This is a genomic window from Asticcacaulis currens (assembly GCF_028550395.1).
Classification (GTDB): domain Bacteria; phylum Pseudomonadota; class Alphaproteobacteria; order Caulobacterales; family Caulobacteraceae; genus Asticcacaulis; species Asticcacaulis currens.
In genome coordinates, this window is sequence record NZ_JAQQKW010000002.1 from 148,534 (window position 1) to 172,366 (window position 23,833).

Here is a 23,833-nt window from a genome sequence, read left to right on the forward strand (position 1 = left end):
CTCTGATAGGAGATGGCTTTACCCAAACGCCGGCACCTCAGATTGAGACTGCACAGACCATCCGGTGATCCGATCCTTGCGAAACGTGCGTTCCTCCTGCCGGTTGAGGCAAACGCCTTCGATATAGGCACCATGGCTGCGCCAGTTGGACACGCGACGCTCGGTGACCACCCCGTCGCGATCGGCATAGGTGAAGTTGGCAAACTCACCCTCTTCACCCTCGATCCAACGGGGATCCGTTGCGGCCATATCGCGATCATGCTCATCGAGCGTGCGCGCAACCTCCGGGTCGGCGCGTTTGTATTTCGAGGGATTGCGCAGGGCCTCGGCAGGCACCTCGCGCCCCTTGATGACGATCAGATAGGTCAGGGCCACGCCCGCAATAAACCCTGCCAGAAACGCGATCAGTGTCGTTACAGTCATCACTTGCCTCCCCGAACGAGATCAATGGCGATCGGCCAGTGGTCAGAGGTGCCGGACCCCTTGCCGGTTTCGGCGTTAAAACGGAAGGCCTTCGGACGCATGACCTGATCGCGATCGTCCCACTGCAGTTGTTCGTTGTCGGTCAAAACGGTGCGGAAGGTCTTCGGATCAATGGTCCAGTCCTGGCTCGAACCGCTGGCCTTCTGGGTGATGACGTCGAGATAGGACCAGGTCTTTTCGCGACCATAGAACTGGCTACCGCTACCGCGGCAGGCATTGTCCAGTTGCGCGGGCAAGACCCAGCCAGTGAAGGCGGCTGCAAGGCCTTTGCGTTCCTCGGGCGCACAGTTGAAATTGAAGTCACCGGCTGCGAGGATGACGTGGCTCTGCGGCAGTTTGGCCGCCAGAGTTGCTATCGTCTGGGCCGCGATTTCCCGGCACACGCGCGGATTGCCGCCGGACGGCAGATGTCCGCCAAAGAGGGTCAGCGTCTTGCCGTCGGGCAGAGCCAGATCGACTTGCAGAAGGTCGCGGGTTGTACCGGCAGCCCCATCGCGGCTTTTGCAGTCGGACGCTTTTGTCAGATCCACCGGGAAGGACCTAGGCGTAAAGCCACTGGCCAGAGGCAGTTTGGACAGAAGAGCGACCTTGATCCCACGCTGGTCGGGCTTGGGGGCGGGACGGTTCGGATCGGCATCCAATAGCACCGCCGTCACATAGGCGGCACCGGCGTTATTCAGGGCACCTTTAATCGCCTCAAGGCTCGCCTGGCTTTCCACCTCGGTCAGAACGAGGACATCCGGCCCTCGCCCGAAATCAAAGCGCTGGATGACGCGCGCGACGTTTGCCGCCTTGGCCGACACCCAGGCCGGGGTGTTGATGACCTCGTTGCTCGAGCCATTGGGCATCCGGGGATCGTCTTCGGCGTCAAAGAAGTTCTCGACATTGTAGGTCATGACGGTCAGACGCGACGTGACCTCTTGCGCAGCAGCGCTGCCCGCAATGACAAGGCTCAACAGGCCACTTACCAGCCAGAGGGCAGTTTTCAGGGTCATGACGGGCTCCTTTGATATTGGCTCATTTATCGACAGGGTTTTGATCCCGTCCAGCGGTTTTGAGGTGCGCTAATCCGAAACGGCGGACGCCTGCGCCGCTTCGAGCGTCGCCATGGCCTCAATAAAGGTCAGGCCCTCACCGGCCTGCGGCAGATGAAACGCAACACCGTCAAAATCGCCACAGACCCATTTGTCATCGCGCAGCATGCGCAGGGTCGCGCCATCACGCGAGACGTCCTTTCGATCGACCTCGGTCATGGCCCGCGTCTCCCAGTCAGTAAGCAGCTTTTCGATGCGGCGCTGCATAGAGGTCAGGGTGCCAAGCGCACAGGCGCGGCCCTTGACAAGGGGTTGCGGCAGGTCTCGTAAGGCGGCGATCATTGCGGCCAGGCGGTCATGATAGAGGCGCAGGCCTTCGGGGTTGAGGCTCATATCAATTCGGATCTGTCAGCGAGAGCGGTGAGGTGCCACGCGGGCAAAGCCCTTGGCAAGGTGCCGATATTGGGTTTCACTGAACGGCCCACAGGAAGAACGACCGATGTGTAATCTCTACTCAATGACCAGCAATGAAGCGGCCATTCGCGCCCTTGCCAGGGTCCTCAAATCATCGGTCGGCAATCTGCCTCTGTTCGAATACATCGGTGCCAATGGGTTTGGCCCCATCGTGCGCAACACCGCCGAGGGCCGCGAACTGGCTATATGCCGGTGGGGGATGCCCTCTCCGCCTTTCACGCTTAAAGGCAAAAACTACGACTCCGGCGTCACCAATATCCGCAATACGGATAAGCCCTACTGGGCCAAATGGCTAACGGATCCGGCAAACCGTTGCCTTGTGCCGTTTACGTCCTTCTCCGAGCCCGATCAGGTGTCCGGCAGCAATGTCATCCACTGGTTCGCCCAAAGCCCTGAGCGCCCCCTGCTCTTCTTTGCCGGGATCTGGACGCCTCAATGGACCTCCGTGCGCAAGGTCAAGGATGGCGAGACGACGGATGATCTCTATGCCTTCCTGACCACGACGGCGAATGCCGAAGTCGGCGCGGTTCATGACAAGGCCATGCCCGTTATTCTGACGACGGAAGCCGAGCGCGATCTCTGGATGACCGGCTCATGGCGCGAGGTTCAGGCGCTGCAGCGCCCCCTCCCCGATGGCAGCCTGCACGTCGTGGCGACCGGACGGCGCAAGGACGGGCCGCATTTGGATGAATTGACTATACACTGATACGCCGAGGCGGTTGGCATCGAAAGATCAGTTTTGTTGGACGAAGGCACGCCCTTAACCTCAGGCGGCGACCTCAGGGGTCAGGCTCTGGCGAATGCGGGTGGAATCGCGCCCCGGCGGTGCGCCAAACAGTCGGCGGTATTCGCGGCTGAACTGTGAAGGACTTTCATAGCCGAGCGCATAGCCGACCTGGGTCACGTCTGCTTCATTCAACAGAAGTCGGCGTCGCGCCTCCTGAAGGCGCAGCGTCTTCTGAAACTGTACCGGCGACAGGGCGGTGGCGGCTTTGAAATGACGGTGAAATGTGGCCGGGCTCATGCCGGCCAGCGCCGCCAGAGACGGCACGTTCAGCGGCGCGTCGTAATGGTCGCGGATATGGGCGATAGTACGCCCGATACGCGACAGGCGTGTATCGGCAAAGCCGATCTGACGCAGATTACGGCCCAGCGGGCTGTTGAGTAGCCGCCAGACGATCTCGCGCCGGATCAGCGGGGCCAGAACGGGCCGGTCGCGCGGCCGATCGCACAGAGCCATAAGACGCATCAGAGGATCGATCAGGTCGGCAGGCAGGCTTTGCACCTCAAGCGCGTCGCAGGCGTTGGGGGCATCGGCGGGGCCGTGCTCGAGCAGCAGATCGGCGACCAGTTCGGAATCTATACTCAAGCTGAAGGCCAGATAGGGCGCCTCCGGACTGGCGCGGACGATATGGGCGCGCACCGGCACTTCCAGTGAGGCGATCAGGCATTTTCCGGCCTCATACTGATAGAGGCGCTCACCCAACTGACTGGTCTTCGCACCCTGTACCACCACGCACAGGGACGGGCGATAAACGGCATGAATCGGACCGGACGGGGCTTCGGCGCAGGTCAGGAACAGCCCGGGAATGGGGCTTTCACGGCCATGCGCCTGCCATTGACGTTGGATATGGGTGGCCAGCGGAGCCAGATCGGCGGACAGGCAAGAAGCGGTTTGGGTCATACACCTGCTATATATCGCCCGCGCTGTCCCGCGAAGGGGCACGGACGGCGATTGAGAGAATCAGGCAGTTTTAAGCGACAATCAGGAGGTGCGCGGCGCGGGCCTTGGGCCTAACTATCCCCTGCCGAAGTTTTCTGCCATCCAAAGTCAAGGACATACATCATGCGTTATCGTCGTCTGGGGCCAAGCGGCCTGCTGGTATCGGAACTGTGTCTGGGGACCATGACCTTTGGCGGGTCAGAGGGGATGTGGGGCCTGATCGGGCAACTGAACCAGTCCGAAGCCGATAGGCTTATCGCGTCTGCTGTCGAGGCGGGGGTAAATTTCATCGACACGGCCAATGTCTATGCCTTTGGCGAAAGCGAGCGCATCGTGGGACAGGCCATGCGCAATCTGGGGCTGAAGCGTGACGACCTCGTCATCGCCACCAAGGTCATGGGCGTGATGGGCGACGGCCCCAATCAGCGTGGGGCGTCACGCGCCCACATCATGGCGCAGGCCAAGGAGAGCCTGAAACGCCTTCAGATGGACCATATCGACCTCTACCAGATTCACGGGTTCGATCCGCTCACGCCGATCGCCGAAACGCTTGAGGCGCTCGATACACTCGTGCGGCACGGGCATGTGCGGTATGTCGGGCTGTCCAACTGGGCCGCCTGGCAGATCGTCAAGGCCATTGGGATCGCCGAGGCGCGCAAGCTGGCCCCCATCCTGTCTCTTCAGGCCTATTACACCCTTGTCGGGCGCGATCTTGAGCGCGACATCGTACCGATGCTCAAATCGGAAGGGCTGGGCCTGATGGTGTGGAGCCCGCTGGCCGGGGGCTTTCTGTCTGGAAAGTATTCTGGTGAGGTGGCCGATGACGACAGCCGCCGCGCCAAGTTCAACTTCCCCCCGGTCGATCTCGCTCGCGGCGACGCCGTGATCGCGGTGCTGCGTGAGGTGGCGGCGGCAAAGGGTGTCAGCGTGGCGCAGGTGGCTTTGTCGTGGCTCCTGCATCAGCCGCACGTGACCAGCGTCATCATCGGAGCCAAACGCCCTGAGCAACTGAGCGACAATCTTAAGGCCGCAGAGGTGACGCTCAGCACCGAAGACCTTGCCGCGCTGGACGCCGCCTCACGCCTGCCCGCCGAATATCCGGGCTGGATGCTGGAGCGTCAGGGTCAGTACCGCGCGGGCTTTGATGCGTAATAGACTGTGCTGGCATTGCTCCGCCCTTCGATCGGTCTGATCGGATAATATTGCATCCTGATGACCGTTTTCGGTACGGCAGTCACGCGCTAACCGACGTCTCTATCGAGCCACAAAGAGCGGAAGGCCTGTAGCGCTCTCGCCCAGTGAAACGAGAGTGCTAGGGAGCTATAGCCCTTCTTTGAGCGGCCGTCGATTCCGGCGCTTTACCTGACGTTTGCCTGCAACCTCTACCAGTCGCCGAAACGTCGGACATTCCATATGGGAGGGCGCGGGGCAAGCGGCGACATGGCGGATGGTGTCGCGCAGTGCGGTCAGCTCAATGATCTGACGGTCGATCTCATCGGCCTTCGCGTGAAGCCTGTCACGGGAGATATGCGGTCCACCGCCCTGGCCAAACATCCCGCCGATTTCCTCAAGTGAGAATCCGGCCGTCTTCCCCATCGCGATCAGATTCAGTTGCAACAGCACTTCCGGTGAAAACTGCCGGCGCAATCCGTGGCGGGAGATGGAGGTAATCAGACCGGACTGCTCGTAGTATCGCAAGGCTGACGGCTTAACTCCGGTTCTTTCCGCCACCTCTCCGATATCCAGAAATTTCATGCTTGACCTCAACTTGACTTGAAGTGGCAGTTTGCTCGCGCACCAACATTCAGGCAAGGGATCAAACAGATGGAACGAACACAACCCCGTGCGGTCAGGAATAGAGAAGCGCCCCTCCAAGTCACGCTGGCTCTGGCGACACTGCTGGCATCCCTCGGAACCAGCATCGCCAACATTGCGCTGCCAACTCTGGCCGACGCGTTCTCCGCGCCGTTTTCGCAAGTGCAGGCGGTCGTGGTCGTCTATCTCGTGACATTGACGATCTCGGCGGTGATTGCGGGCCGCCTCGGTGACAGGTACGGACTGAAACCCATGCTCGTGACCGGGCTCAGCGTGTTTACGGTCGCCTCGTTACTTTGTGCCGTGGCCCCGAACCTACCGCTGCTTATCGGTGCGCGAGCGATTCAAGGTGGCGGCGCGGCATTTCTGATGACACTCGCCCTGGCGCTGATGCGCCAGACCGCGAGCGAAGCTCGGGTTGGACGCGCCATGGGTCTGCTCGGGACGGTTTCGGCGCTCGGGACGGCACTCGGCCCTGCGCTTGGAGGCCTGCTGATACCGGTGATGGGATGGCGGAGCATATTTTGGGTGCAGGTCCCGCTGGCGCTCTTAGCCTTGGTACTTACGCTCACCACGCTTCCTGCCGATACCGGTAAAAAAATGGCACCATCGATCGGCCTTTGGTCGAGCGTCAACTGGACCCTGGCCTCCAATCTCCTCACCAACATCGTGGTCGCCGCCGTGATGATGACGACACTGGTGATCGGCCCGTTTTTCCTTGGCATCAGCCTTGGTCTGACGCCGACGCAGGTGGGTTTTGTCATGGCGGTAGGTCCCGTGATCTCCATCTTCAGCGGCGTTCCGTCAGGGCGATTGGTGGATGCCTGGGGCAGTGGTCGCATGCTCCTGGTTAGCCTTGGCTTGTTGGCCATAGGCGCATTACTGCTGGCATTCCTACCAACCGCTATCGGCGTTACGGGTTATGTCCTCTCCCTCATAGCGCTGACGCCCGGCTACCAGCTCTTTCAGTCTGCCAACAACACAGCGGCATTGCGCGACGTCACAAATGACTGGCGCGGCATGGTCTCCGGGCTGCTTGGCCTGTCACGCAATATCGGTCTGATCACGGGGGCATCCTTGATGGGAGCGGTGTTCACGTTCGGCGTGGGAAGCGACCCGTTAGAACACGCGACGGCTTCGGAGATTGCCTCTGGTATGCAACTCACCTTCCTGCTCGCTGGCGGAATGATGCTTGTGGCATTCGGGATGACGTTTGGGCACCATAATTTCACCAAACGCCTGCGTTCACCCTCATGACCTACGAAATTGTCGAATTCCCAATGAGTCTACGCCGACGCATCGATAACGGGTAAGCGCCCAAGGCGGTCATTCGGCCAATGCCGAAATATCTCATTACCGGACATTTCGGCCAGCGTGCCGGTCTTTGCCGAAAAGCGGAAATGGCGAACCCGAATTGGCGAAAAATCACTCCTCCAGCGGTCTAATCCTTTCGTTCAGTATTTCAAGCTGCGCATCCAACATGATCTGGTTCGGATCGTGGCCGGTACGGGGCAATAAGCTCCCAACGGCGACAGCGCCAAATCAGCGAACGGCCCGACTTCGGCTAAAAGTCGGGCCGCATCCTTTTCAGCAGGTCATGGTTGTTTAATCAGGACTTGAGGCCAAGGGCTAGGCTTGGAAGAAGGCCAGCAGATCGGCATTGATGATATCGGGATGGGTCGTGGCCATACCGTGGGGCAGTCCCGGATAGACCTTGAGCGTACCCTTCTTGACGAGCTTGATGGCCAGTTGAGCGGAATCGGCGATGGGGACAATCTGGTCGTCATCACCGTGCATGATCAGCACAGGGACGTTGATGGCCTTGAGGTCTTCGGTGAAATCCGTTTCCGAAAAGGCCTTGATGCAGTCATAGTGGGCCTTGACTCCCCCCATCATGCCCTGACGCCACCAGTTGTCGATCAGGCCCTGGCTGACTTTGGCGCCGGGACGGTTGAAACCGAAGAACGGACCAGAGGGGATGTCCCTGAAAAACTGCGCGCGATTGGCCACCAGCGCGGCGCGGAAGCCGTCGAATACCTCCATCGGCAGGCCGCCCGGATTGGCGGGTGTTTTCAGCATGATCGGGGGCACCGCACCGATAAGCACCGCCTTGGCAACCCGGCCGGGTTTGGCACGAGCGACATAGTGAACGACTTCGCCGCCCCCCGTCGAGTGGCCCACGTGGAAGGCATTTTTCAGATCGAGATACTCCGTCAGGGCAGCGACATCGGCGGCATAGGTGTCCATCTCGTTGCCAGTGTGGGTCTGAGTCGAACGCCCATGCCCCCGACGATCATGCGCAATGACGCGATAGCCCTTCAGCAGGAAGAACATCATCTGGGCATCCCAGTCATCGGCGCTAAGGGGCCAGCCGTGATGGAAGACGATCGGCTGAGCGGTCTTGGGTCCCCAGTCCTTGTAATAGATTTGAACCCCGTCCTTCGTGGTGACAAAGCCGCTTTCGGCGCGATCCAAAGGGGATCGGGCGGGCTGGGTCTTTTTGGGGGCCGCTTCGGCGCTTGCGCCCGCTGTCAGAGCGGCGGTGGCGACGGTGATACCGGCCGTCAGAGCACTGCGACGGGAGGCGTTGTGGAGAGCGTTCATGGTCATACCTCTGCATTTAAACTTTGCGACATTTATTATTGCGATAACATTTACACCTCTATATTCTCAGACCGGGCGTGTCCAGTGATTATTTTTCGCGATAATGTTTTTCGCGATATTTTTAACCTCCCCCTCAGACCGTTGGTACCGTTCCCCCGTCGATGACGTAGTCTGCGCCATGAATAGAGGCGGCCCGATCAGAGGCCAGAAAGGCAATCAGTTCCGCCACTTCAGTGGGTTCGGCCGCCCGCCCGAGCGGGATGCCACCCAGCGCCTGAAGTACGCTTTGCCGCGCCTCTTCCAGCGTGCCGCCGCTGCCCTCTGCAATCAGCTTCAGAAAGTCGGCCGTAGCCTCCGTATTGATCCACCCGGGTGAAACGGCGTTGACCCGAACCCCTTTCGGCCCCAGCTCCTTGGAAAGGGCCTTGCTGTAGGTCGAGAGGGCGGCTTTGGCGGCCGCATAGGCGATTGTGGACTCCGGCAGAGGCAGTGTGCGCTGAATGGAAGAGACGTGGACGATGACGCCAGCCTTTCGCGCGATCATTTGTGGAACGATCAGTCGGTCGAGACGCACGGCCGTCATCAGATTCAGATCAAGCTCTGCCTGCCAGTGCGCGTCGCTAAGCGCTGTGAACCCACCGGCGGGCGATGACGAGCCACCTACGACGTGGACCAGCACGTCTATGCCTCCGAAGCGCGTCAGCGCCGCATCGGCAAGGGCCGCCGTGCCTTCCGGGGTCGTCAGGTCGGCCTGAACAAACTCGACGCCCGACAGCGTATCGGATTTCGCCCGCGCTGCCGTGATGACGCGCGCCCCGCCCGCGAGAAAACGTTCGACCGTAGCGCGTCCGGCCCCCTTGGTGCCGGCAGTGACGAGGATGCGTTGATAGGTGAATTCAGTGGGGTCCGGGCGTGCCATTACAGGGTAACCTCCAGAGCGGTGATCAGGTCGTTTTCGAGGGTGAAACGGAAGGTGAAGCGCAGGGGGCTGCCCCGGAAATTCCCAGTGGTCGGTCCTTCGACGATCACGTAACCGTCCTCTTCGCGCTGCGTATCCGGGGTAAAGATCGCTTGGAGGGCGATGACGTTCTTCTGGATCAGAGCCAGAATTTCGGAGTGACCGGTGTGTGCGCGACCCTCATCATGCATGACCGCGTTGGGCGCGAAGGCCTTGAGCATGCCTTGGGCATCCAGGCGCGCATTGGCCTCTACATAGGTGGCGATGGGCTTTGGCAAATTTATCATAACTGAGCCTTCCTTTTGAATGTCGGCGGAGCGTGGAAACCGCCGGTTTCCGCGTCGATAGGAGGCACTTTACGCCCCCCTCCATTGACTTGATAATCGCAGCAAAGCAGGATGAGTTGTTTCGAGAAGAGGGATAATGACGCGCTCTGTCTTAGCCGAACTGGATGCTGTACTGTGTATCGCCCGCCGGGGCTCCTTTACGGCGGCGGCGCTTGAACTCGGCATATCGACGACATCTCTGAGCAATGCGGTCGCAAAGCTGGAGAGGCGTCTGGGGATTCGCCTTTTCAATCGTACGACCCGAAGCGTATCCATCACCGAAGCGGGTAAGGCCTTTGTGGAACGGGTCGCGCCGGCCATGACCGACATCCATGACGCCATGCTGGCGGCACAATCGCTTCAGGCGACACCCACGGGCACATTGCGTATCAACGCCTTTGCTTCGGCCGCCAGAGAGGTGATGGCCCCGCTCGTCCTTGCCTTCATGCAGCGCTATCCGCACGTGCATGTCGATCTGGTCACCGAGGGCCGGATAGTCGATATCGTGGCCGCGGGTTTCGATCTGGGCTTAAGGCCGCTGGATCTGGTGCCCAGCGACATGATCGCCTTGCCGCTGGGGCGGGCCCGCCGCAATGTAGTGGTCGCCTCTCCGGACTTTCTTGGCACTTATGGCACGCCTGTGGAGCCCGCCGACCTGTACCGCTATCCCTGCATTCGTGCCCGCCTCCCGAATGGCGCTTTGCTCAGGTGGCGATTTGAAAAGGACGACCAGCCGGCGCAGATCGACGTGCAGGGCGCACTCACCCTTGATGAGCCGAGCCTTGTCCGTATTGCCGCACAGGCAGGCGTTGGGCTTGGTTATATTATGGAGGCGGATGTGCGCGATGACATTGCCGCCGGGCGACTGGTCTGCGTTCTGGAAGACTGGACGCCAACCTTGGCACCCTTAGCCCTCTATTACCCTGGACGGAAAAACCCGCCAGCGGCGTTCAGTGCGTTCCTGCAGGTCGCGCGTGAATTTGCGAACGGGTAAGCCAGAACCTTACGGCCCATTGCCCCGAAGTTCGGAACAACTCGTCCATTTTTGCCATAACTGTGCGGGCGAGATGTGCATAATCTCGATGACGCCTGTGGGGACCTACCGGTCGCTGTGCATCCCGCTAGATGACGCCATCGAAGGTGGTGGCTCCGCTTTGGGCGACCGCAGACGGTCAGGCTGGCGCCTGCCAGCCATCAATGTGAGTATAGATGGTGTCGCGTAGATTCCGGATATGTCCGTTCAACTCCGCCAGGGCCGAAGGGCTTTGCTGAGACGCTTCAAGCATGGCTTGGCCCAAACAACCGGCTTTAGACTTCAGCGCCCGGCCTTGATCGGTCAACGTCAGCAATACTTGCCGCTCGCTTTGCGGGTTACGGGTCCTGTTGACAAGCCCTGCGGCCTCAAGGCGTTTGAGCATGGGCGTCAGTGTACTCGACTCCAGCGCCAGCGCCTCGGCAATGGCGCCAACGCTTTGTCCGTCTTCACGCCAAAGGACATTCAGGACGAGGTACTGCGGATAGGTCAAACCCAACCCATCGAGAAGCGGCTTATAAATGCGTTGAATGGCGATACCCGCAGAATAAATCGAGTAGCACAGTTGCGCTTCCAGGGGCGGCGGACCGCTTCGTTCAATGGCCATAAGTTGCTCCTTTACCCCTATATAGAGCGCAACATCGCGAAAAACAATATCGCGATAATTTTATCGCTTGACGGACGTACAAACCATCTCTAAGGATTATGTTATCGCGATAATATTTATCAGCAAAATCACATGGAGGCGACAATGAAGACCACGATCAACACGGCTCTCGCTGCCACCGCCGCCACTCTGGCCATACTGGCTATTTCACCCGCGAGCGCGAAAGACGCGATCCCGCAGAACCAATTAGTTAAAAATGTCGTGCTGGTCCACGGCGCCTTTGCGGACGGCACCGGCTGGCGCGCGGTCTGTGACCGGCTGACCCAGCAAGGTTACCGCGTCACTATCGTTCAGAACCCCCTGACCTCGCTCGAAGACGACGTCGCGGCGACGAAGCGCGCTTTGGCGCAGCAGGACGGTCCTACCATTCTCGTGGGTCACTCCTGGGATGGCACCGTCATTACCGAGGCCGGCGTCGATCCGAAGGTCGTCGGGCTGCTCTACGTTTCCGCTCTCTCCCCTGATGCAGGCGAAACGACGGCCAAGCAATATGAAGGCTTCGCTCCGGCGACGGAGTTCGTGCTCAACACGGGCGAAGACGGCTTCGCCTATGTCGCCCGCGATAAGTTTAAGGCCGGTTTTGCTCATGATGTGAGCGACGCCGACGCCACCTTCATGGCCAACTCGCAAGTTCCGATCAATCTGGCGGCCTTCGGCACGAAACTCAAGAACGCTGCCTGGAGGACGAAGCCGAGTTGGGCCGTCATCGGTAAGGAAGACAAGGCGTTCGATCAAGCCATGTTGTTGCGCATGGCCCGCCGCATCAACGCCAGGGTCACCAGGGTCTCGGCCAGCCACGCTCTGTTTATGACCCAGCCCGAAGTCGTTGCCGACACCATCGACACGGCAGCCAAAGCCGCCTCGAAGTAAAACTCATCTATACGAAGATCGGTTCGGAGCAGCCGGCCTGTGGCCGCTCCTGCTCTGACCTCGCTTGCCGAAGCTGACGCGCGCGTAATTATTCCGCGTCTTGATGCAATCAGGCAAAACCATCCTGGAGAACAGCTAGCGCGACCTTAGTGGCAGCGAAGATGGGCTAATCGAGATTGACGCAAGCTGCGCTCATATCATCCGAAAGATTTTCGAATGGTACGCGACCGGAGCTTACTCGATTAGGGAAGTAGGGCTGATGGCGCGCAACATAGGTCTTGTCCACCCTCGTAGCCAAGCCAAAGTCCCCAACAGTTCCATCCATCGCATTCTACGAAACCGCGTCTACACCGGCGAGTTCGAATGGCTTGGTGTGGTCTACAAGGGCCGGCGCGAGGCCCTGATATCGAAGGACCTGTGGCTAATGGCGCAGGACGTCATGGACGGGCGCGTGGATGCAAGGATCCCAAGAACCGGCGGCTCTGCCTACGCGTTTGCCTTCTCCGGCTTGGTGTCATGTGGCCACTGCGGATGTGCCCTTACAGCAGAAATCAAAAAAGGCCGCTATATCTATTATCACTGCACGCAATACAAAGGGAAATGCCCCGAAAAATATGTTCGAGAGGAGGTCATGGCTGAACAGTTTGCCGCCATCCTGTCGCGACTGAAATCCGCTCCCGGCATCCATGACCTGATTGTCAGAGCTTTAAAGAGCAGCTTCGCCACCGAGCGCGAAGAACATGAACTGGCCGTCACACGACTGACTGGGGAGATCGACCGCTTAGGTAAGCGCATCGAGGCCGTCTACACCGACAAGCTCGATGGGAAGATAAGTGCCGAATACTACAAACGTGCGTCGAGCCAATGGCAGGATGAGATGCGGCGCTGCCACGACGAACTGCGACGGTACCAGGAAGCCAGCGAGGCCTACATGAATGAGGGTGTGGATCTGCTTATCCTCGCCCGAGACGCGGAGGAAATCTTCCAAAAACACGAGGGCGCATCGCGAAAAAGGCTGCTAAATTTAGTACTAGCGAACTGCACTTGGAAGGACGCTCAACTTTCAGCGAATTTTCGAAAACCGTTTGACTTGATTCTGGAAAACACCACTTCGCAACATGACCCAAAATCGGGCGATGGGTATGATGACGCTGGAAAAGAAAATTGGCTGGGGAACTAGGACTCGAACCTAGAATGACGGTACCAAAAACCGGAGTGTTACCATTACACCATTCCCCAGCAGGTCTTTAGAAAGTCTTTGAAAGACTTGCTGGCCTCGCTTGTCTCAGCGAGAGGGCGCTTCACTAACCCAAGCTTTTGTGACATGCAATCCCCCCGTTGAAATTTTCCCCAACTTCTCTGGATTTCGCTAATGCCTGCGCCCATGGTTATCCTGCTGCCCGGAACCGATGGTACAGGGGTGTTTTTTCAAGGCCTCGTTGAAGCACTTAAAGCCTTTTGCGAGATAAAGGTTCTATCTTATCCACAGAACGGCGATCAATCGTATGAACACCTTGGCCAACAGCTTTTACCAGAGTTGCCTGACAAACGTGATTATATTCTCGTCGGTGAGTCGTTTGGCGGTCCGTTGGCGATCTGGTTGGCGACACATGCGGTCAACCCGCCGGTGAAGTTGATTTTGGGCTCCACCTTTGCCGCCTCACCTTTTTCACTTCCGGGCCGATGGGTAGCGCCTCTTGTGCCATTCGCGCGTTTTATCCCACTGCGAGAGTGGCAGATAAAGTTTATGCTATTCAACGGTGGTCACGCGCAATGGGCCGCTCAAATCTTTGAACATACTCGTTCTATAGATCGCCGCGTACTCTTGTCGCGCGTACAAAGTGTCCTGCGATGCGATATGAGAGCCGCACTTTCAGCGCTTCCAATCCCTGTTCTTTGTCTGAATGCGACACAGGATCGGCTCTTACCGCCTTGGTTGCCACGTCATTTTCCACAACAAAGCCATATTCGCATCGTCGATCTCCCTTTACCTCATATGATTTTTCAATGCGCACCAGACACAATCGCGGAAAATCAAATCCTTCCGTTTCTGATGAGCACATAATGCCCCATGCCCTTGACCCTGCCGTTCAGGCCTATAACCGGCTGATGGCCAACAGCTTCCGTCGTTTTACCGGGCAAGAGATTGTCGCCGATGCCGCCGGATTGAACGCCTCCGAACTGGCTGAGGCTTTGTTCACGGCCCCGCAAGCCATCGTCTCCCACGGTATCGAAGCCGACCCCATCTTTCGTTATGCCAATGCGCAGGCGCTCAACCTTTGGGAAATGGACTGGGACACCTTTACCCGTCTGCCTTCGCGCCAATCCGCAGAACCCGACAACGGCATACAGTCCGACCGTAATGCCCTGCTCAAAGCCGCGCTGGCGCAGGGTTATGTCGATCATTATGCCGGCATCCGCGTGTCCGCCAGCGGTCGGCGCTTTTACATAGAAGATACCGTCCTGTGGAATGTCGTCGATGAGGCCGGCACCCGTCACGGGCAGGCCGCCTTTATCCGGCGCTGGCGTTTCCTGACTGCATAGCGACATCCCGCCCCCTTTCGCCGCAGGAACCTTTGTGATAGCTCCCGCCGCATGTCACAGCCACCCTACGTCATCGCCGCCTTCTATCATTTCTTTGACTTTCCCGATTTCGAGGCGCATCAGGCCCCGCTGCTCGACCGGTTGAAAGGGCTCGGCATCAAGGGATCACTGCTGATCACCTCCGAAGGCGTCAACTCGACCATGGCCGGCACGCGCGAAGCCATAGACCGCTTCCTGACCTATCTTCAGGGCGAACTGATCGGCGAGCCGATTATATGGAAGGAGTCCTATGCGGACACCCAGCCCTTTGGCAAGGTGCGCGTGCGCCTGAAGAAAGAGACGATTTCGCTGGGGGAACCGGTCAACCTCCGCCACCGCGGCCACTATGTCGAGCCTAAGGACTGGAACGACCTGATCCGCCGCAACGATGTGGTGATCCTCGATACGCGCAATGATTACGAGGTAAACCTCGGCACGTTCAGGGGGGCCATTGATCCGAAAATCCCGACCTTCAAATTCCTGCCCGAATGGACGCGCCAGCACGCCGATCAGCTTAAAGGCAAAAAGATCGCCACATTCTGCACCGGTGGCATCCGCTGCGAGAAGTACACGGCCTGGATGATGGAGAACGGCTTTGATGAGGTGTATCACCTTAAGGGTGGCATCTTGCAGTATTTCGAAGACGTTCCCGCCGAAGAGTCTCTATGGGACGGCGAATGTTTCGTTTTCGATGAGCGTATCGCCGTCGATCATCACCTGAATCCGTCGCAAACCGCCGTGCTCTGCCTTTATTGCGACCACGCCCTGACCGCCGAGGATCAGCAAAGTCCGCTATATGCGCCAGGTGTCTCATGCCCGCATTGCCACGGCGACCCGAAATATCAGCATGACCGTGAGCCCGCAGCGGGCCGCACCAAATTCTGACTAACGGCGGCCTGTCTTATTACACGGTCTTCATTTGACCTTATCGTAAGGCGCGCTATGGTACGTGCCGGAGTGCGCGTGCGTCGCCCATCGTGGTTCCGGCGCATTTTTGATATAGCTGCACCCAATTCGGGGATGACGTTCGTCACATGAAACAGTTTTTCATTACGGTAGCCGCCGTATTCGCCGCCTTTGTGCTGTTCTTCGTCGGCGTGCCCTTTCTGCTCATCACCATGATCGCGGCCGCGTCCAAGCCCACCACACCGTCGGCCATCACATTGGTGGTTGATCTGCGTGAAGGCCTGACGGATCAGTCGCGAGCCGATCCGTTCGCCTTCATTACGGGGCGTCCCCTGTCCACCATGGACATCGTTACCTCGCTCTATCACGCGGCCGACGACAGCAAGGTCAAGTCGGTGCTGATCCGTCTGCCCGAAGGCGGACTGATGCCCGCTGCCGCGCAGGAAATCCGTACGGCCGTGCGTTATGTGCGCAGCAAGAACAAGCCGGTCTATGCCCACTCTCAGGGTCTTTATCCTTCGACCATGGTGCTGGCCTCCTACACGGTAGGCACAGCGGCGACCGAGTTCTGGATGCAGCCCCGCTCGTCTTTTCAGGTGACCGGCATTGCCACCGAGGAAATGTTCCTCAAGCGCGCCTTTGATAAGTACGGCATCACGCCGCAATTCCAGCAGCGCTATGAGTACAAAAACGCTGTCAACCCCTACCTGCAAAGCGACTTCACGCCGGCGCACCGCGAAGCCACCCTTTCTTGGATGGGATCGGTCTATGACTCGCTGATCAGCGATGCCGCGATCGACCGCAAGGACGCCAAGCTGGATGCCGTCAAGCTGAAGACCATTCTCGAAGCCGGTCCGTATAGCGCCGAAAAAGCCAAGGAACTGGGCCTGATCACCAATCTGGGTCAGGTCGAGGAGATCGAAGAAGCCGCAAAGGCCAAGGGTGGGGCGGATACGCAACTGATGGACATCGAGTCCTATGCGGCCACGACCGTATCGACCGGCAGCCAGACCATCGCCGTCATCAATGGCGAAGGCCCGATCATGACCGGTAAGGGGTCTGGCAGCGGCTTTGGCAGCGAAGCGCAGATGCTGTCCGATGATGTGGCTGAGGCCTTCTACGACGCCGTCGATAATGACAAGGTCAAGGCCATTGTCTTCCGTGTCTCCTCGCCCGGCGGATCGGATACCGCTTCTGAACAGATTGCGCGCGCCATGGCCTACGCCAAAAAGTCAGGCAAGCCGGTCGTGGTGTCGATGGGGGATTACGCGGCTTCGGGCGGGTACTGGATCTCGGCGGGGGCCAATGCCATCGTCGCCAACCCGACCACCCTCACCGGCTCGATCGGTGTCTATGGCGGCAAGATGGCCATTGGCGAAGCGGCTTCGCGCTTCGGTGTCGATTTCCGTCAGATCGGCGTGGGGTCGGACTATGCCGGGGCCTATTCGGCCGGCAAGCCCTTCACCGAAAAGCAAACCCAGGCCATCTCCAACTGGATGGACACCATCTATAACGCCTTCATCGGTCACGTCGCGGAAGGCCGCAAGCTGGCCCCCGAACGCGTGCGTGAAATCGCCAAGGGCCGTGTGTGGACGGGGGCTCAGGCCAAGCAACTGGGGCTGGTTGATGAAACCGGCGGCTTCTACGCCGCCGTGGCCAAGGCCAAGCAACTGGCCAAGATCGGTGACGACGTGAAGGTGAAGCTGGTCAACTACCCCAATAACAAGTCGCCCTTCGCCATGTTCGGTAAGGGCGTCGAGGCAAGCGCCAAGGGCTTCGAAGCGCTGTCCTTCCTCGGCTGGGCCGCCAGCGATCCACGCGCCCAGATGATCATGAAGGAAGCCCGCGACGCCCGCCTACGCGAGCAAGGCGCCAGCGTTCTGGCCCCGGAACCCTACGCACCGTAGAGTTCGGACCTCGTCACTGTAATAAAAAACCCTCCGGATCAATCCGGAGGGTTTTTCTTTGGGATTCAGTGATGTGGGGTCACGGACCCCACACCCCGTAAGTTACAGGCTTAGTCCACAGCTTCGGCGCGTGAGGCATTCTTGTCCTTGGCCGGCGTAATGTCGAAGGCGATCTTGCCTTCGGCCAGCTTGACCAGAATATGCCCGCCACGCACCAGCTTGCCGAACAGGATCTCGTCCGCCAGCGGCTTCTTGATGTTCTCCTGAATGACCCGCGCCAGCGGACGCGCGCCATAAAGTTCATCATAGCCGTTCTCCGCCAACCATTTTTCGGCATCCGGCGACAGCTCGATCGTGATGTTACGGTCGGCCAGCTGCATTTCGAGCTGAAGGATAAACTTCTGCACGACCTGCCCGATGACCTCCGGCTTAAGCTGACGGAAGGTGACGATGGCGTCCAGACGGTTGCGGAATTCCGGCGTGAACAGGCGCTTGATCGCCACCTCGTCCTCACCCGACACCTTCTCGCGTCCAAAGCCAATCGAGTTCTTCTGATTGTCCGAAGCGCCTGCATTGGTGGTCATGATCAGCACCACATTGCGGAAATCGACTTTCTTGCCCACCGCATCGGTCAACGTCCCGTTATCCATCACCTGCAGCAGGATGTTGTAGATATCCGGGTGCGCCTTCTCGATTTCGTCGAGCAGGACGATAGCGTGCGGCGTCTGATCCACAGCATCAGTAAGGAGGCCTCCCTGATCGTGGCCGACATAGCCCGGCGGGGCCCCGATCAGCCGCGACACGGTGTGACGCTCCATATATTCCGACATGTCGAAGCGCAGCAGCTCGATGCCGAGCGTTTGCGACAACTGCTTGGCCACCTCGGTCTTGCCGACGCCGGTCGGACCGGAGAAAAGATAAGAGCCGATGGGCTTGTTGGAATCGCGCAGACCTGCACGGGCGAGCTTCATTGCCGCCGAAAGCTGTTCGATGGCTTCGTCCTGACCGAAGACGACCCTTTGCAGATCGTTGGTCAGGTCACGCAGCGCCTCCGTATCGGTCTTGGAGACCGACTTCGACGGGATGCGGGCGATCTTGGCGATAACCGTTTCGATCTCCTTCGGCCCGATGACCTTCTTGCGCTTGCCTTCGGGCAGGATCACCTGCAAGGCCCCGGCTTCGTCGATCACGTCGATCGCCTTATCCGGCAGCTTGCGGTCGGTGATGTAGCGCGCCGACAGTTCCACCGCCGTCTTGATAGCGGCATCGGTATATTTCAGATTGTGGAAGGTCTCGTAGTAAGGCTTGAGGCCCTTCAGAATCTTCACCGTGTCATCAAGCGACGGCTCGGTCACGTCGATCTTCTGGAAGCGACGGACCAGTGCCCGATCCTTCTCGAAGTGCTGACGATATTCCTTATAGGTGGTCGAACCCATGCAGCGCAGGGCACCCGACGCCAGCGCTGGCTTCAAGAGGTTGGAGGCATCCATGGCCCCGCCCGACGTCGCGCCGGCACCGATGACGGTGTGGATTTCGTCGATGAACAGTATGGCATTGGGATGCGCCTCCAGTTCCTTGACCACCTGCTTGACGCGCTCTTCAAAATCGCCGCGGTAGCGGGTCCCGGCCAGAAGCGTGCCCATATCGAGCGAATAGATGGTCGCCCCGGCGAGCACTTCCGGCACCTCGCCTTCGACGATCTTCTTGGCCAGACCTTCGGCGATGGCGGTCTTGCCGACGCCCGGATCACCCACCAGCAGCGGATTGTTCTTGGTGCGGCGGCACAGGATCTGAATGGCGCGCTCGACCTCGGCCGAACGCCCGATCAGCGGATCAACCTTACCGTGGCGCGATTTCTCATTGAGATCAACACAATAGGCCGCCAACGCATCCGTGGAAGCGGCCTTGCCCGACTTTTCTTCGGAAGAGGTCGTGCCGTCTTCTGAGGAACCGCGCACCGGCCGCGGCTCGGACGCACCCGGCTTCTTGGCGATGCCGTGGGCAATATAGTTGACCGCGTCATAGCGCGTCATCTCCTGCTCCTGCAGGAAGAAGGCGGCATGGGATTCGCGCTCAGAAAAGATAGCCACCAGCACATTGGCACCGGTTACTTCGTCCCGGCCCGAAGACTGCACATGGATTACCGCGCGCTGAATGACGCGCTGGAAGCCGGCTGTGGGCTTGGCTTCCTCCGAGTGGGGAACGACCAGCGATTTTAGGTCGGTTTCAATATAGGCCGTCAATGCGGTCCTGAGCTTGGTCAGATCGACATTACACGCCGTCATGACGCCTGCGGCATCCACGTCATCGACGAGGGCCAGCAGAAGGTGCTCCAGGGTCGCGTACTCATGGTGATGGGTGTTCGCATGACCCACCGCGCGATGCAGGGTTTCTTCGAGAGCGCTTGAAAACGATGGCATGTCGGCCTCTCCTTGGAGCAAAAAGCGGGTACAGGGTAGTCTGGTCTCTCCTCGATGAACGGGGGCTGAAAGTCGGGTTTAAGCGATCCTCAGTCCTTCTCTATCGTACACTGGAGAGGGTGTTGGTGTCGGCATTCTGGGTAGAGTGTCGGCATCAGATTCAGTCTTTCTCCATGGTGCACTGGAGAGGGTGCTGATGCCGACGGGCCATGTCCACCACCTGGGCGACCTTGGTTTCCGCGACCTCATAGGTATAGACCCCGCAAACGCCGACGCCCGTCTGGTGGACGTGCAGCATGATACGGGTGGCGTCCTCGCGCGACTTGTTGAAGAATCGTTCCAGCACGTACACGACGAATTCCATAGGGGTATAGTCGTCGTTGAGAATTAACACGCGATAAAGAGAGGGTTTCGCCGCCTTGGGCTTGGCGTCGATAACGGCAAACGGCGCATTAGCCGGCTTGTCCACATCGGTGACCGGGGCCTTCGGGGCGCGCACCGCCTCAACCGGCAAATTTGCCGATGTCGGAAAGCGCAGCAGGGCGGGACCAAACGTCAAACCTGTCCTCTTTAACTTGGCGAAAAACGGACGCACCGCCCCTCGTCTTTTGAGACTCATACCGGGTGAAAACTCTACGGACAGAATGCTCCGACAGTTTTCGCCTGAGTTCAAGATAGTGCAAACTTTAATCCTGTTAAGAGGCCACAGCGCACATATTTGCGTTATCCGCATCACAGTTTGCGCAACTGCGTTACAAATATGTCGTCATTGATGCAGTGCAAAAGGCTGTGAGGCGCTTGCGATCAGGCTCAGAACACGACCGTGGTCTGGAGCCCGCCGCCGCTGATGGCCCAGTCCACATACCACGCGCCGCCCGTCAGGACGGCACCTTCGGAGGTCGGGTGGCGCAGGCTGATCTGGCGGGTTTCGAAGCGGTCGCGCGAATGGACGCCGATGGTCACCGTGCCATTGCGCAGACCGCCTCTGACCGGAAGGGCCGCCGTATAGACGCCATTTTCGCCCGAGCGCACCTCAAGGGCGGGCTGACCGTCGATTTCCACATCGACCGTCAGACCGGGATCGGTACGTCCTGATACCGCCATCGCCCCACCGGCGTCATAATCGACCACCGCCAGCAGGCTCGCCTGCGGCCACAGAGGCAGGGCCGAGGCACCCGGTCGCAGCAGCACAGATCGCGGCGGCGCCCCGATATCAGAGGCCGGAGGCACGAAGAGACGGCCTTCGGCGCGCATCAGTCGCCCCTCGGTTTCCATGGCCAGATCATAGAAGCTGCCGCCGGACATCTGCGGCAGGCTGGCCTGAAAGCGACCGTCAGCGCCTGCGGTCACCCCATAGGCCTGGCCAGCGGGAGCCGTCAGGCGGACACGCGCCTCGGGCAGGGCCGATCCGGTCACCAGCAACTCACCCGCGGCGGTAACGGCCACCGAGGTCACTTCCGGCGATCTCACATACCCACGATTGGTGGCGACATAGTCGGCCACCTCGACCTTTTCCGGGGCTTTCTCGCCGCAACCCGTCAGCACCACTACTGAAGCGGCGCAGAGTGCCACATTGCTCAGCCTGAACCCCATCGGAACGCCGAAACCTTTCAACAGGCTTATCAGGGCCTGACAAATCCCATACACAGAACACGTATGTCGTCGCTGAAAAGCGTTGCGCGCTCGCGGCAAAGCCCTTTAATTTACGACGACATTCATTTGTTTACGCGACTGACCATATCTTTTGTCACGGGCGGTAATCAAGTCCGTCCATCGCCATAGTTCCGAGGATTTCCAATGCCCGATTCCGTTTCTGCCGCCGCACAACGCCCCATAGTGTCGGTGTGCATCTATTGCGGATCGTCGGACGCCGTGGATCAGCGCTATAAGGACGAAGCCCGGCAACTGGGCGGCATACTGGCGGCGGGGAATCTGCGTCTGGTCTATGGCGGGGGCGGCGTCGGCCTGATGGGTGAAGCGGCGCGCGGGGCCTATGAAGCGGGCGGCAAGGTGCTGGGCATCATGCCGCAATTCCTACGCACCAAGGAGCGCCTGCTGGACGAGGTCGAAACCATCGTCGTGCAGTCCATGCATGAGCGCAAGATGATGATGTTTGAAGAAGCCGATGCCTTTGTCGTCCTCCCGGGCGGGGTCGGTACGCTGGAAGAGGTCATAGAGCTACTGTCGTGGCGGCGGCTCGACCTGCACAAGAAGCCGATCATCTTCCTCAATTCAGGCGGCTTCTGGCAGCCCTTCTTCGATCTGGTCGATTTTACCGTGGGTAAGGGCTTTACGCCGGAAGCCTTCCGCCGCACCTATAAGAGTGTGGACACGGTCGAGGAGGTGCTGGGGGCTATCGAAGACCTGGCGTCCTATGATGAGGAAATCGACACGCGTCGCGTACTTTAACACTAACGGCCGAAGATGCTGACCTCATCCGGCCGTTAAAAGCTCGGATCGCTTCTTTAGACCGCCGCGGGCAATCTCAGGGCAAAGGAGACGACTATGCCCGACCTGCCGCCGCACAACGAACCACCCAAAAAGAATGGCCTGAACGATTATGGCCCCAAGACCGGTGCCGCCAGCGATCACCCCTATGGCATGGATGAGATGCCGCCGGCTCCCAAGACCAAAGGCACGCCGCCTGACGCCAGAACGGAGGTCAGCAGTGAAGCGGATCTGGGCGATCCGACACAGACAGGATAATAAAAAAGGCGCTGTTTCAGCGCCTTTTTTATTCAGTCATCACGGTGGACGCGCTCGGAGCGTTCATGACGTTCCTGTGCTTCGATGGACAGGGTCGCCGTCGGGCGCGCCTCAAGCCGCCCCAGACCAATGGGTTCGCCGGTTTCTTCGCAGAAGCCGTAGGAACCATCGTCGATACGGGCGATCGCTTCGTCGATCTTGGAGATCAGTTTGCGCTGGCGGTCGCGGGTACGCAGTTCGAGCGCACGGTCCGCTTCTGAGGAGGCTCGGTCCACCAGATCGGGGTGGTTTTCCGTTTCCTTCTGCATGACCGACACGGTTTCTTTCGAACCGGCCAAGATTTCCGTTTTCCACGAAATCAGCTTTTTGCGGAAATAGGCGAGCTGACGCTCATTCATATATTCTTCGTCGTCCTTGGGACGATAGGCATCGGTATCGGATTTGGAAAGCTCGACAGCGCTCATCTTTGCACCACACCCCATGACATTGTTCACCGGCACCCTTGGCGCCGCCCCGAATTGAGACGTCGCCCGCCGCTGCGTCCCTCCCTGCAAGAACAGGGCCCCATATGGACGTACCGGCACGGGTCCGATGGCGCGGCTTATACCCGTGGAATCAGCCGTGAACAATCACGTTTTCTTTACATTAACGGGGTTTCGATGGTGCAGCGCACACAGCGGCAAGGGGCGGACTTCGCGCCGTAAGGGAATTTACATCAGCCGCCGCTTGGCCAGTTCGACATAAGCGCGGGTTTCGATTTCATTGAGCACGTTTTGCAGCCCCTGATCCTCGACCTCTTCGCGCTGAAGTTCGATCATCTTTTGCAGCGTTAAAAGCGCGCCGTCGTCGAGCGTGCCGCCCAGCAAAGCCAGCTTGAGCTCTTCAAGCGCTTCCAGAATGTCCTGAGAGCGTTTGATCTGACGGCGGCGACGCCCGTGAAGCACGTCGTCCTCGGCCTGCAGGGCCAAAAGCGCATCTATGCCGCCCAACGATAAAGCCTGAGACACCGAGGCGGCGGACGCACTCGACCGGGTTTCCGATGATCCGCTCAGCGAAAAGGCGCCAGACGTGCGGCGCGGTGCGCTGCCGCCGCCCACATTGGTCGGTCCGGCCGGTCCGTTGATCTTGATCATGCTTGCCCCATTCAGCGGTGGTATGGTCATGTCGGGGCCGTTCTGGCGAAAAGACGCGAAACCCTCTTCTGAGAGTGTACAGGCGGTGAGTATTTGCCTGTCCGTGGTTTCCAAGCCCTTAACGGCCCGGCAGATTTTTCCCCTGCCCGCACAACGCCCCCTCCGCGCCCCTGACTCTTAAAGGCTTTTTG

The 23,833-nt window shown here is 59.3% G+C and carries 26 protein-coding genes and 1 tRNA gene; 12 read left to right on the forward strand and 15 right to left on the reverse strand.

Features of this window, described 5'->3' with window-relative positions; all coding sequences use genetic code 11:
• Positions 1-18: 18 nt before the first annotated feature.
• The 3 genes from PQU94_RS03790 to PQU94_RS03800 form a co-directional block, all read right to left on the reverse strand.
• The gene (locus tag PQU94_RS03790) at positions 19-423 is read right to left on the reverse strand and encodes a WYL domain-containing protein (RefSeq protein ID WP_272740171.1); all 405 of its coding nucleotides are present in this window, start codon (positions 421-423) and stop codon (positions 19-21) included.
• Positions 423-1,478 carry an endonuclease/exonuclease/phosphatase family protein gene (locus PQU94_RS03795; protein WP_272740172.1) on the reverse strand — a complete coding sequence of 352 codons (1,056 nt, stop codon included), beginning with the start codon at positions 1,476-1,478 and terminating at the stop codon, positions 423-425. The genes PQU94_RS03790 and PQU94_RS03795 overlap by 1 nt, the downstream gene beginning before the upstream one ends.
• A 69-nt stretch (positions 1,479-1,547) precedes the next feature.
• Positions 1,548-1,910 (reverse strand): hypothetical protein, encoded by a 363-nt coding sequence (locus PQU94_RS03800; RefSeq protein WP_272740173.1) that lies wholly within the window; start codon positions 1,908-1,910, stop codon positions 1,548-1,550.
• A 106-nt stretch (positions 1,911-2,016) separates the two neighbouring features.
• Between PQU94_RS03800 and PQU94_RS03805 the strand changes: the two genes are divergently transcribed.
• Entirely contained in the window at positions 2,017-2,697 is a 681-nt protein-coding gene (locus PQU94_RS03805; protein WP_272740174.1) for an SOS response-associated peptidase, read from the forward strand.
• A gap of 60 nt (positions 2,698-2,757) precedes the next feature.
• Here PQU94_RS03805 and PQU94_RS03810 read toward each other — a convergent pair whose 3' ends face one another.
• Positions 2,758-3,675: an AraC family transcriptional regulator gene (locus tag PQU94_RS03810; protein ID WP_272740175.1), complete on the reverse strand. Its 918-nt coding sequence runs from the start codon at positions 3,673-3,675 to the stop codon at positions 2,758-2,760.
• A gap of 162 nt (positions 3,676-3,837) precedes the next feature.
• Here PQU94_RS03810 and PQU94_RS03815 point away from each other — a divergent pair, with 162 nt between their 5' ends.
• On the forward strand, positions 3,838-4,866 hold the full coding sequence (locus PQU94_RS03815; RefSeq protein WP_272740176.1) for an aldo/keto reductase: 1,029 nt from the start codon (positions 3,838-3,840) through the stop codon (positions 4,864-4,866).
• Positions 4,867-5,034: 168 nt separating this feature from the next.
• On the opposite strand, the gene PQU94_RS03820 is transcribed toward PQU94_RS03815, so the two are convergent.
• The gene (locus PQU94_RS03820) at positions 5,035-5,469 is read right to left on the reverse strand and encodes a helix-turn-helix domain-containing protein (protein WP_272740177.1); all 435 of its coding nucleotides are present in this window, start codon (positions 5,467-5,469) and stop codon (positions 5,035-5,037) included.
• Positions 5,470-5,538: 69 nt separating this feature from the next.
• Here PQU94_RS03820 and PQU94_RS03825 point away from each other — a divergent pair, with 69 nt between their 5' ends.
• Positions 5,539-6,786 carry an MFS transporter gene (locus tag PQU94_RS03825; protein ID WP_272740178.1) on the forward strand — a complete coding sequence of 416 codons (1,248 nt, stop codon included), beginning with the start codon at positions 5,539-5,541 and terminating at the stop codon, positions 6,784-6,786.
• Between the two features lie 372 nt (positions 6,787-7,158).
• Here PQU94_RS03825 and PQU94_RS03830 read toward each other — a convergent pair whose 3' ends face one another.
• The 3 genes from PQU94_RS03830 to PQU94_RS03840 all read right to left on the reverse strand — a co-directional run bounded on the left by PQU94_RS03830 (position 7,159) and on the right by PQU94_RS03840 (position 9,378).
• Positions 7,159-8,133 (reverse strand): alpha/beta fold hydrolase, encoded by a 975-nt coding sequence (locus tag PQU94_RS03830; RefSeq protein ID WP_272740179.1) that lies wholly within the window; start codon positions 8,131-8,133, stop codon positions 7,159-7,161.
• Positions 8,134-8,266: 133 nt separating this feature from the next.
• Complete coding sequence (locus PQU94_RS03835) at positions 8,267-9,052, reverse strand: SDR family oxidoreductase (protein ID WP_272740180.1); 786 nt, start codon at positions 9,050-9,052, stop codon at positions 8,267-8,269.
• Positions 9,052-9,378, reverse strand: a complete 327-nt coding sequence (locus PQU94_RS03840) for a nuclear transport factor 2 family protein (RefSeq protein WP_272740181.1) — start codon at positions 9,376-9,378, stop codon at positions 9,052-9,054. The genes PQU94_RS03835 and PQU94_RS03840 overlap by 1 nt, the downstream gene beginning before the upstream one ends.
• 136 nt (positions 9,379-9,514) lie before the next feature.
• On the opposite strand from PQU94_RS03840, the gene PQU94_RS03845 reads away from it, so the two are divergent.
• Positions 9,515-10,411, forward strand: a complete 897-nt coding sequence (locus PQU94_RS03845; protein WP_272740182.1) for a LysR family transcriptional regulator — start codon at positions 9,515-9,517, stop codon at positions 10,409-10,411.
• A 178-nt stretch (positions 10,412-10,589) separates the two neighbouring features.
• Here the strand turns inward: PQU94_RS03845 and PQU94_RS03850 are convergent, their stop codons facing one another.
• Positions 10,590-11,057 (reverse strand): MarR family winged helix-turn-helix transcriptional regulator, encoded by a 468-nt coding sequence (locus tag PQU94_RS03850; protein WP_272740183.1) that lies wholly within the window; start codon positions 11,055-11,057, stop codon positions 10,590-10,592.
• A gap of 144 nt (positions 11,058-11,201) precedes the next feature.
• Here PQU94_RS03850 and PQU94_RS03855 point away from each other — a divergent pair, with 144 nt between their 5' ends.
• Together PQU94_RS03855 and PQU94_RS03860 are read left to right on the forward strand one after the other, a co-directional pair.
• Positions 11,202-11,987 carry an alpha/beta fold hydrolase gene (locus PQU94_RS03855; protein WP_272740185.1) on the forward strand — a complete coding sequence of 262 codons (786 nt, stop codon included), beginning with the start codon at positions 11,202-11,204 and terminating at the stop codon, positions 11,985-11,987.
• 199 nt (positions 11,988-12,186) lie between these two features.
• Positions 12,187-13,167, forward strand: a complete 981-nt coding sequence (locus tag PQU94_RS03860; protein WP_272740462.1) for a recombinase family protein — start codon at positions 12,187-12,189, stop codon at positions 13,165-13,167.
• On the opposite strand, the gene PQU94_RS03865 is transcribed toward PQU94_RS03860, so the two are convergent.
• Positions 13,153-13,226, reverse strand: a tRNA-Gln gene (locus tag PQU94_RS03865). The two genes, PQU94_RS03860 and PQU94_RS03865, sit on opposite strands and share 15 nt — an antisense overlap.
• A 145-nt stretch (positions 13,227-13,371) precedes the next feature.
• Here PQU94_RS03865 and PQU94_RS03870 point away from each other — a divergent pair.
• From PQU94_RS03870 to sppA, 4 genes are all read left to right on the forward strand, one after another.
• Complete coding sequence (locus PQU94_RS03870; RefSeq protein WP_272740186.1) at positions 13,372-14,052, forward strand: alpha/beta fold hydrolase; 681 nt, start codon at positions 13,372-13,374, stop codon at positions 14,050-14,052.
• Positions 14,052-14,531, forward strand: coding sequence for an MEKHLA domain-containing protein (locus tag PQU94_RS03875; protein ID WP_272740187.1), 480 nt, complete (start codon positions 14,052-14,054; stop codon positions 14,529-14,531). Before PQU94_RS03870 ends, PQU94_RS03875 begins: the two co-directional genes overlap by 1 nt.
• A 51-nt stretch (positions 14,532-14,582) precedes the next feature.
• Positions 14,583-15,455, forward strand: coding sequence for an oxygen-dependent tRNA uridine(34) hydroxylase TrhO (trhO, locus tag PQU94_RS03880; protein ID WP_272740188.1), 873 nt, complete (start codon positions 14,583-14,585; stop codon positions 15,453-15,455).
• Between the two features lie 149 nt (positions 15,456-15,604).
• A complete protein-coding gene (gene sppA, locus PQU94_RS03885) occupies positions 15,605-17,383 on the forward strand; it encodes a signal peptide peptidase SppA (protein ID WP_272740189.1) in 1,779 nt (592 codons plus the stop codon).
• A 110-nt stretch (positions 17,384-17,493) separates the two neighbouring features.
• Here sppA and clpA read toward each other — a convergent pair whose 3' ends face one another.
• From clpA to PQU94_RS03900, 3 genes are all read right to left on the reverse strand, one after another.
• The gene (gene clpA / locus PQU94_RS03890) at positions 17,494-19,803 is read right to left on the reverse strand and encodes an ATP-dependent Clp protease ATP-binding subunit ClpA (RefSeq protein WP_272740190.1); all 2,310 of its coding nucleotides are present in this window, start codon (positions 19,801-19,803) and stop codon (positions 17,494-17,496) included.
• Between the two features lie 160 nt (positions 19,804-19,963).
• Positions 19,964-20,272, reverse strand: a complete 309-nt coding sequence (gene clpS / locus PQU94_RS03895; protein WP_272740463.1) for an ATP-dependent Clp protease adapter ClpS — start codon at positions 20,270-20,272, stop codon at positions 19,964-19,966.
• A gap of 341 nt (positions 20,273-20,613) precedes the next feature.
• Entirely contained in the window at positions 20,614-21,396 is a 783-nt protein-coding gene (locus tag PQU94_RS03900; RefSeq protein WP_272740191.1) for a hypothetical protein, read from the reverse strand.
• Positions 21,397-21,600: 204 nt separating this feature from the next.
• Between PQU94_RS03900 and PQU94_RS03905 the strand changes: the two genes are divergently transcribed.
• The gene (locus PQU94_RS03905) at positions 21,601-22,212 is read left to right on the forward strand and encodes an LOG family protein (protein ID WP_272740192.1); all 612 of its coding nucleotides are present in this window, start codon (positions 21,601-21,603) and stop codon (positions 22,210-22,212) included.
• A gap of 96 nt (positions 22,213-22,308) precedes the next feature.
• The gene (locus PQU94_RS03910) at positions 22,309-22,509 is read left to right on the forward strand and encodes a hypothetical protein (RefSeq protein ID WP_272740193.1); all 201 of its coding nucleotides are present in this window, start codon (positions 22,309-22,311) and stop codon (positions 22,507-22,509) included.
• A gap of 32 nt (positions 22,510-22,541) precedes the next feature.
• On the opposite strand, the gene dksA is transcribed toward PQU94_RS03910, so the two are convergent.
• On the reverse strand, positions 22,542-22,973 hold the full coding sequence (gene dksA / locus PQU94_RS03915; protein ID WP_013478760.1) for an RNA polymerase-binding protein DksA: 432 nt from the start codon (positions 22,971-22,973) through the stop codon (positions 22,542-22,544).
• A 246-nt stretch (positions 22,974-23,219) separates the two neighbouring features.
• On the reverse strand, positions 23,220-23,642 hold the full coding sequence (locus PQU94_RS03920) for a flagellar assembly protein FliX (protein ID WP_272740194.1): 423 nt from the start codon (positions 23,640-23,642) through the stop codon (positions 23,220-23,222).
• Positions 23,643-23,833 lie beyond the last annotated feature (191 nt).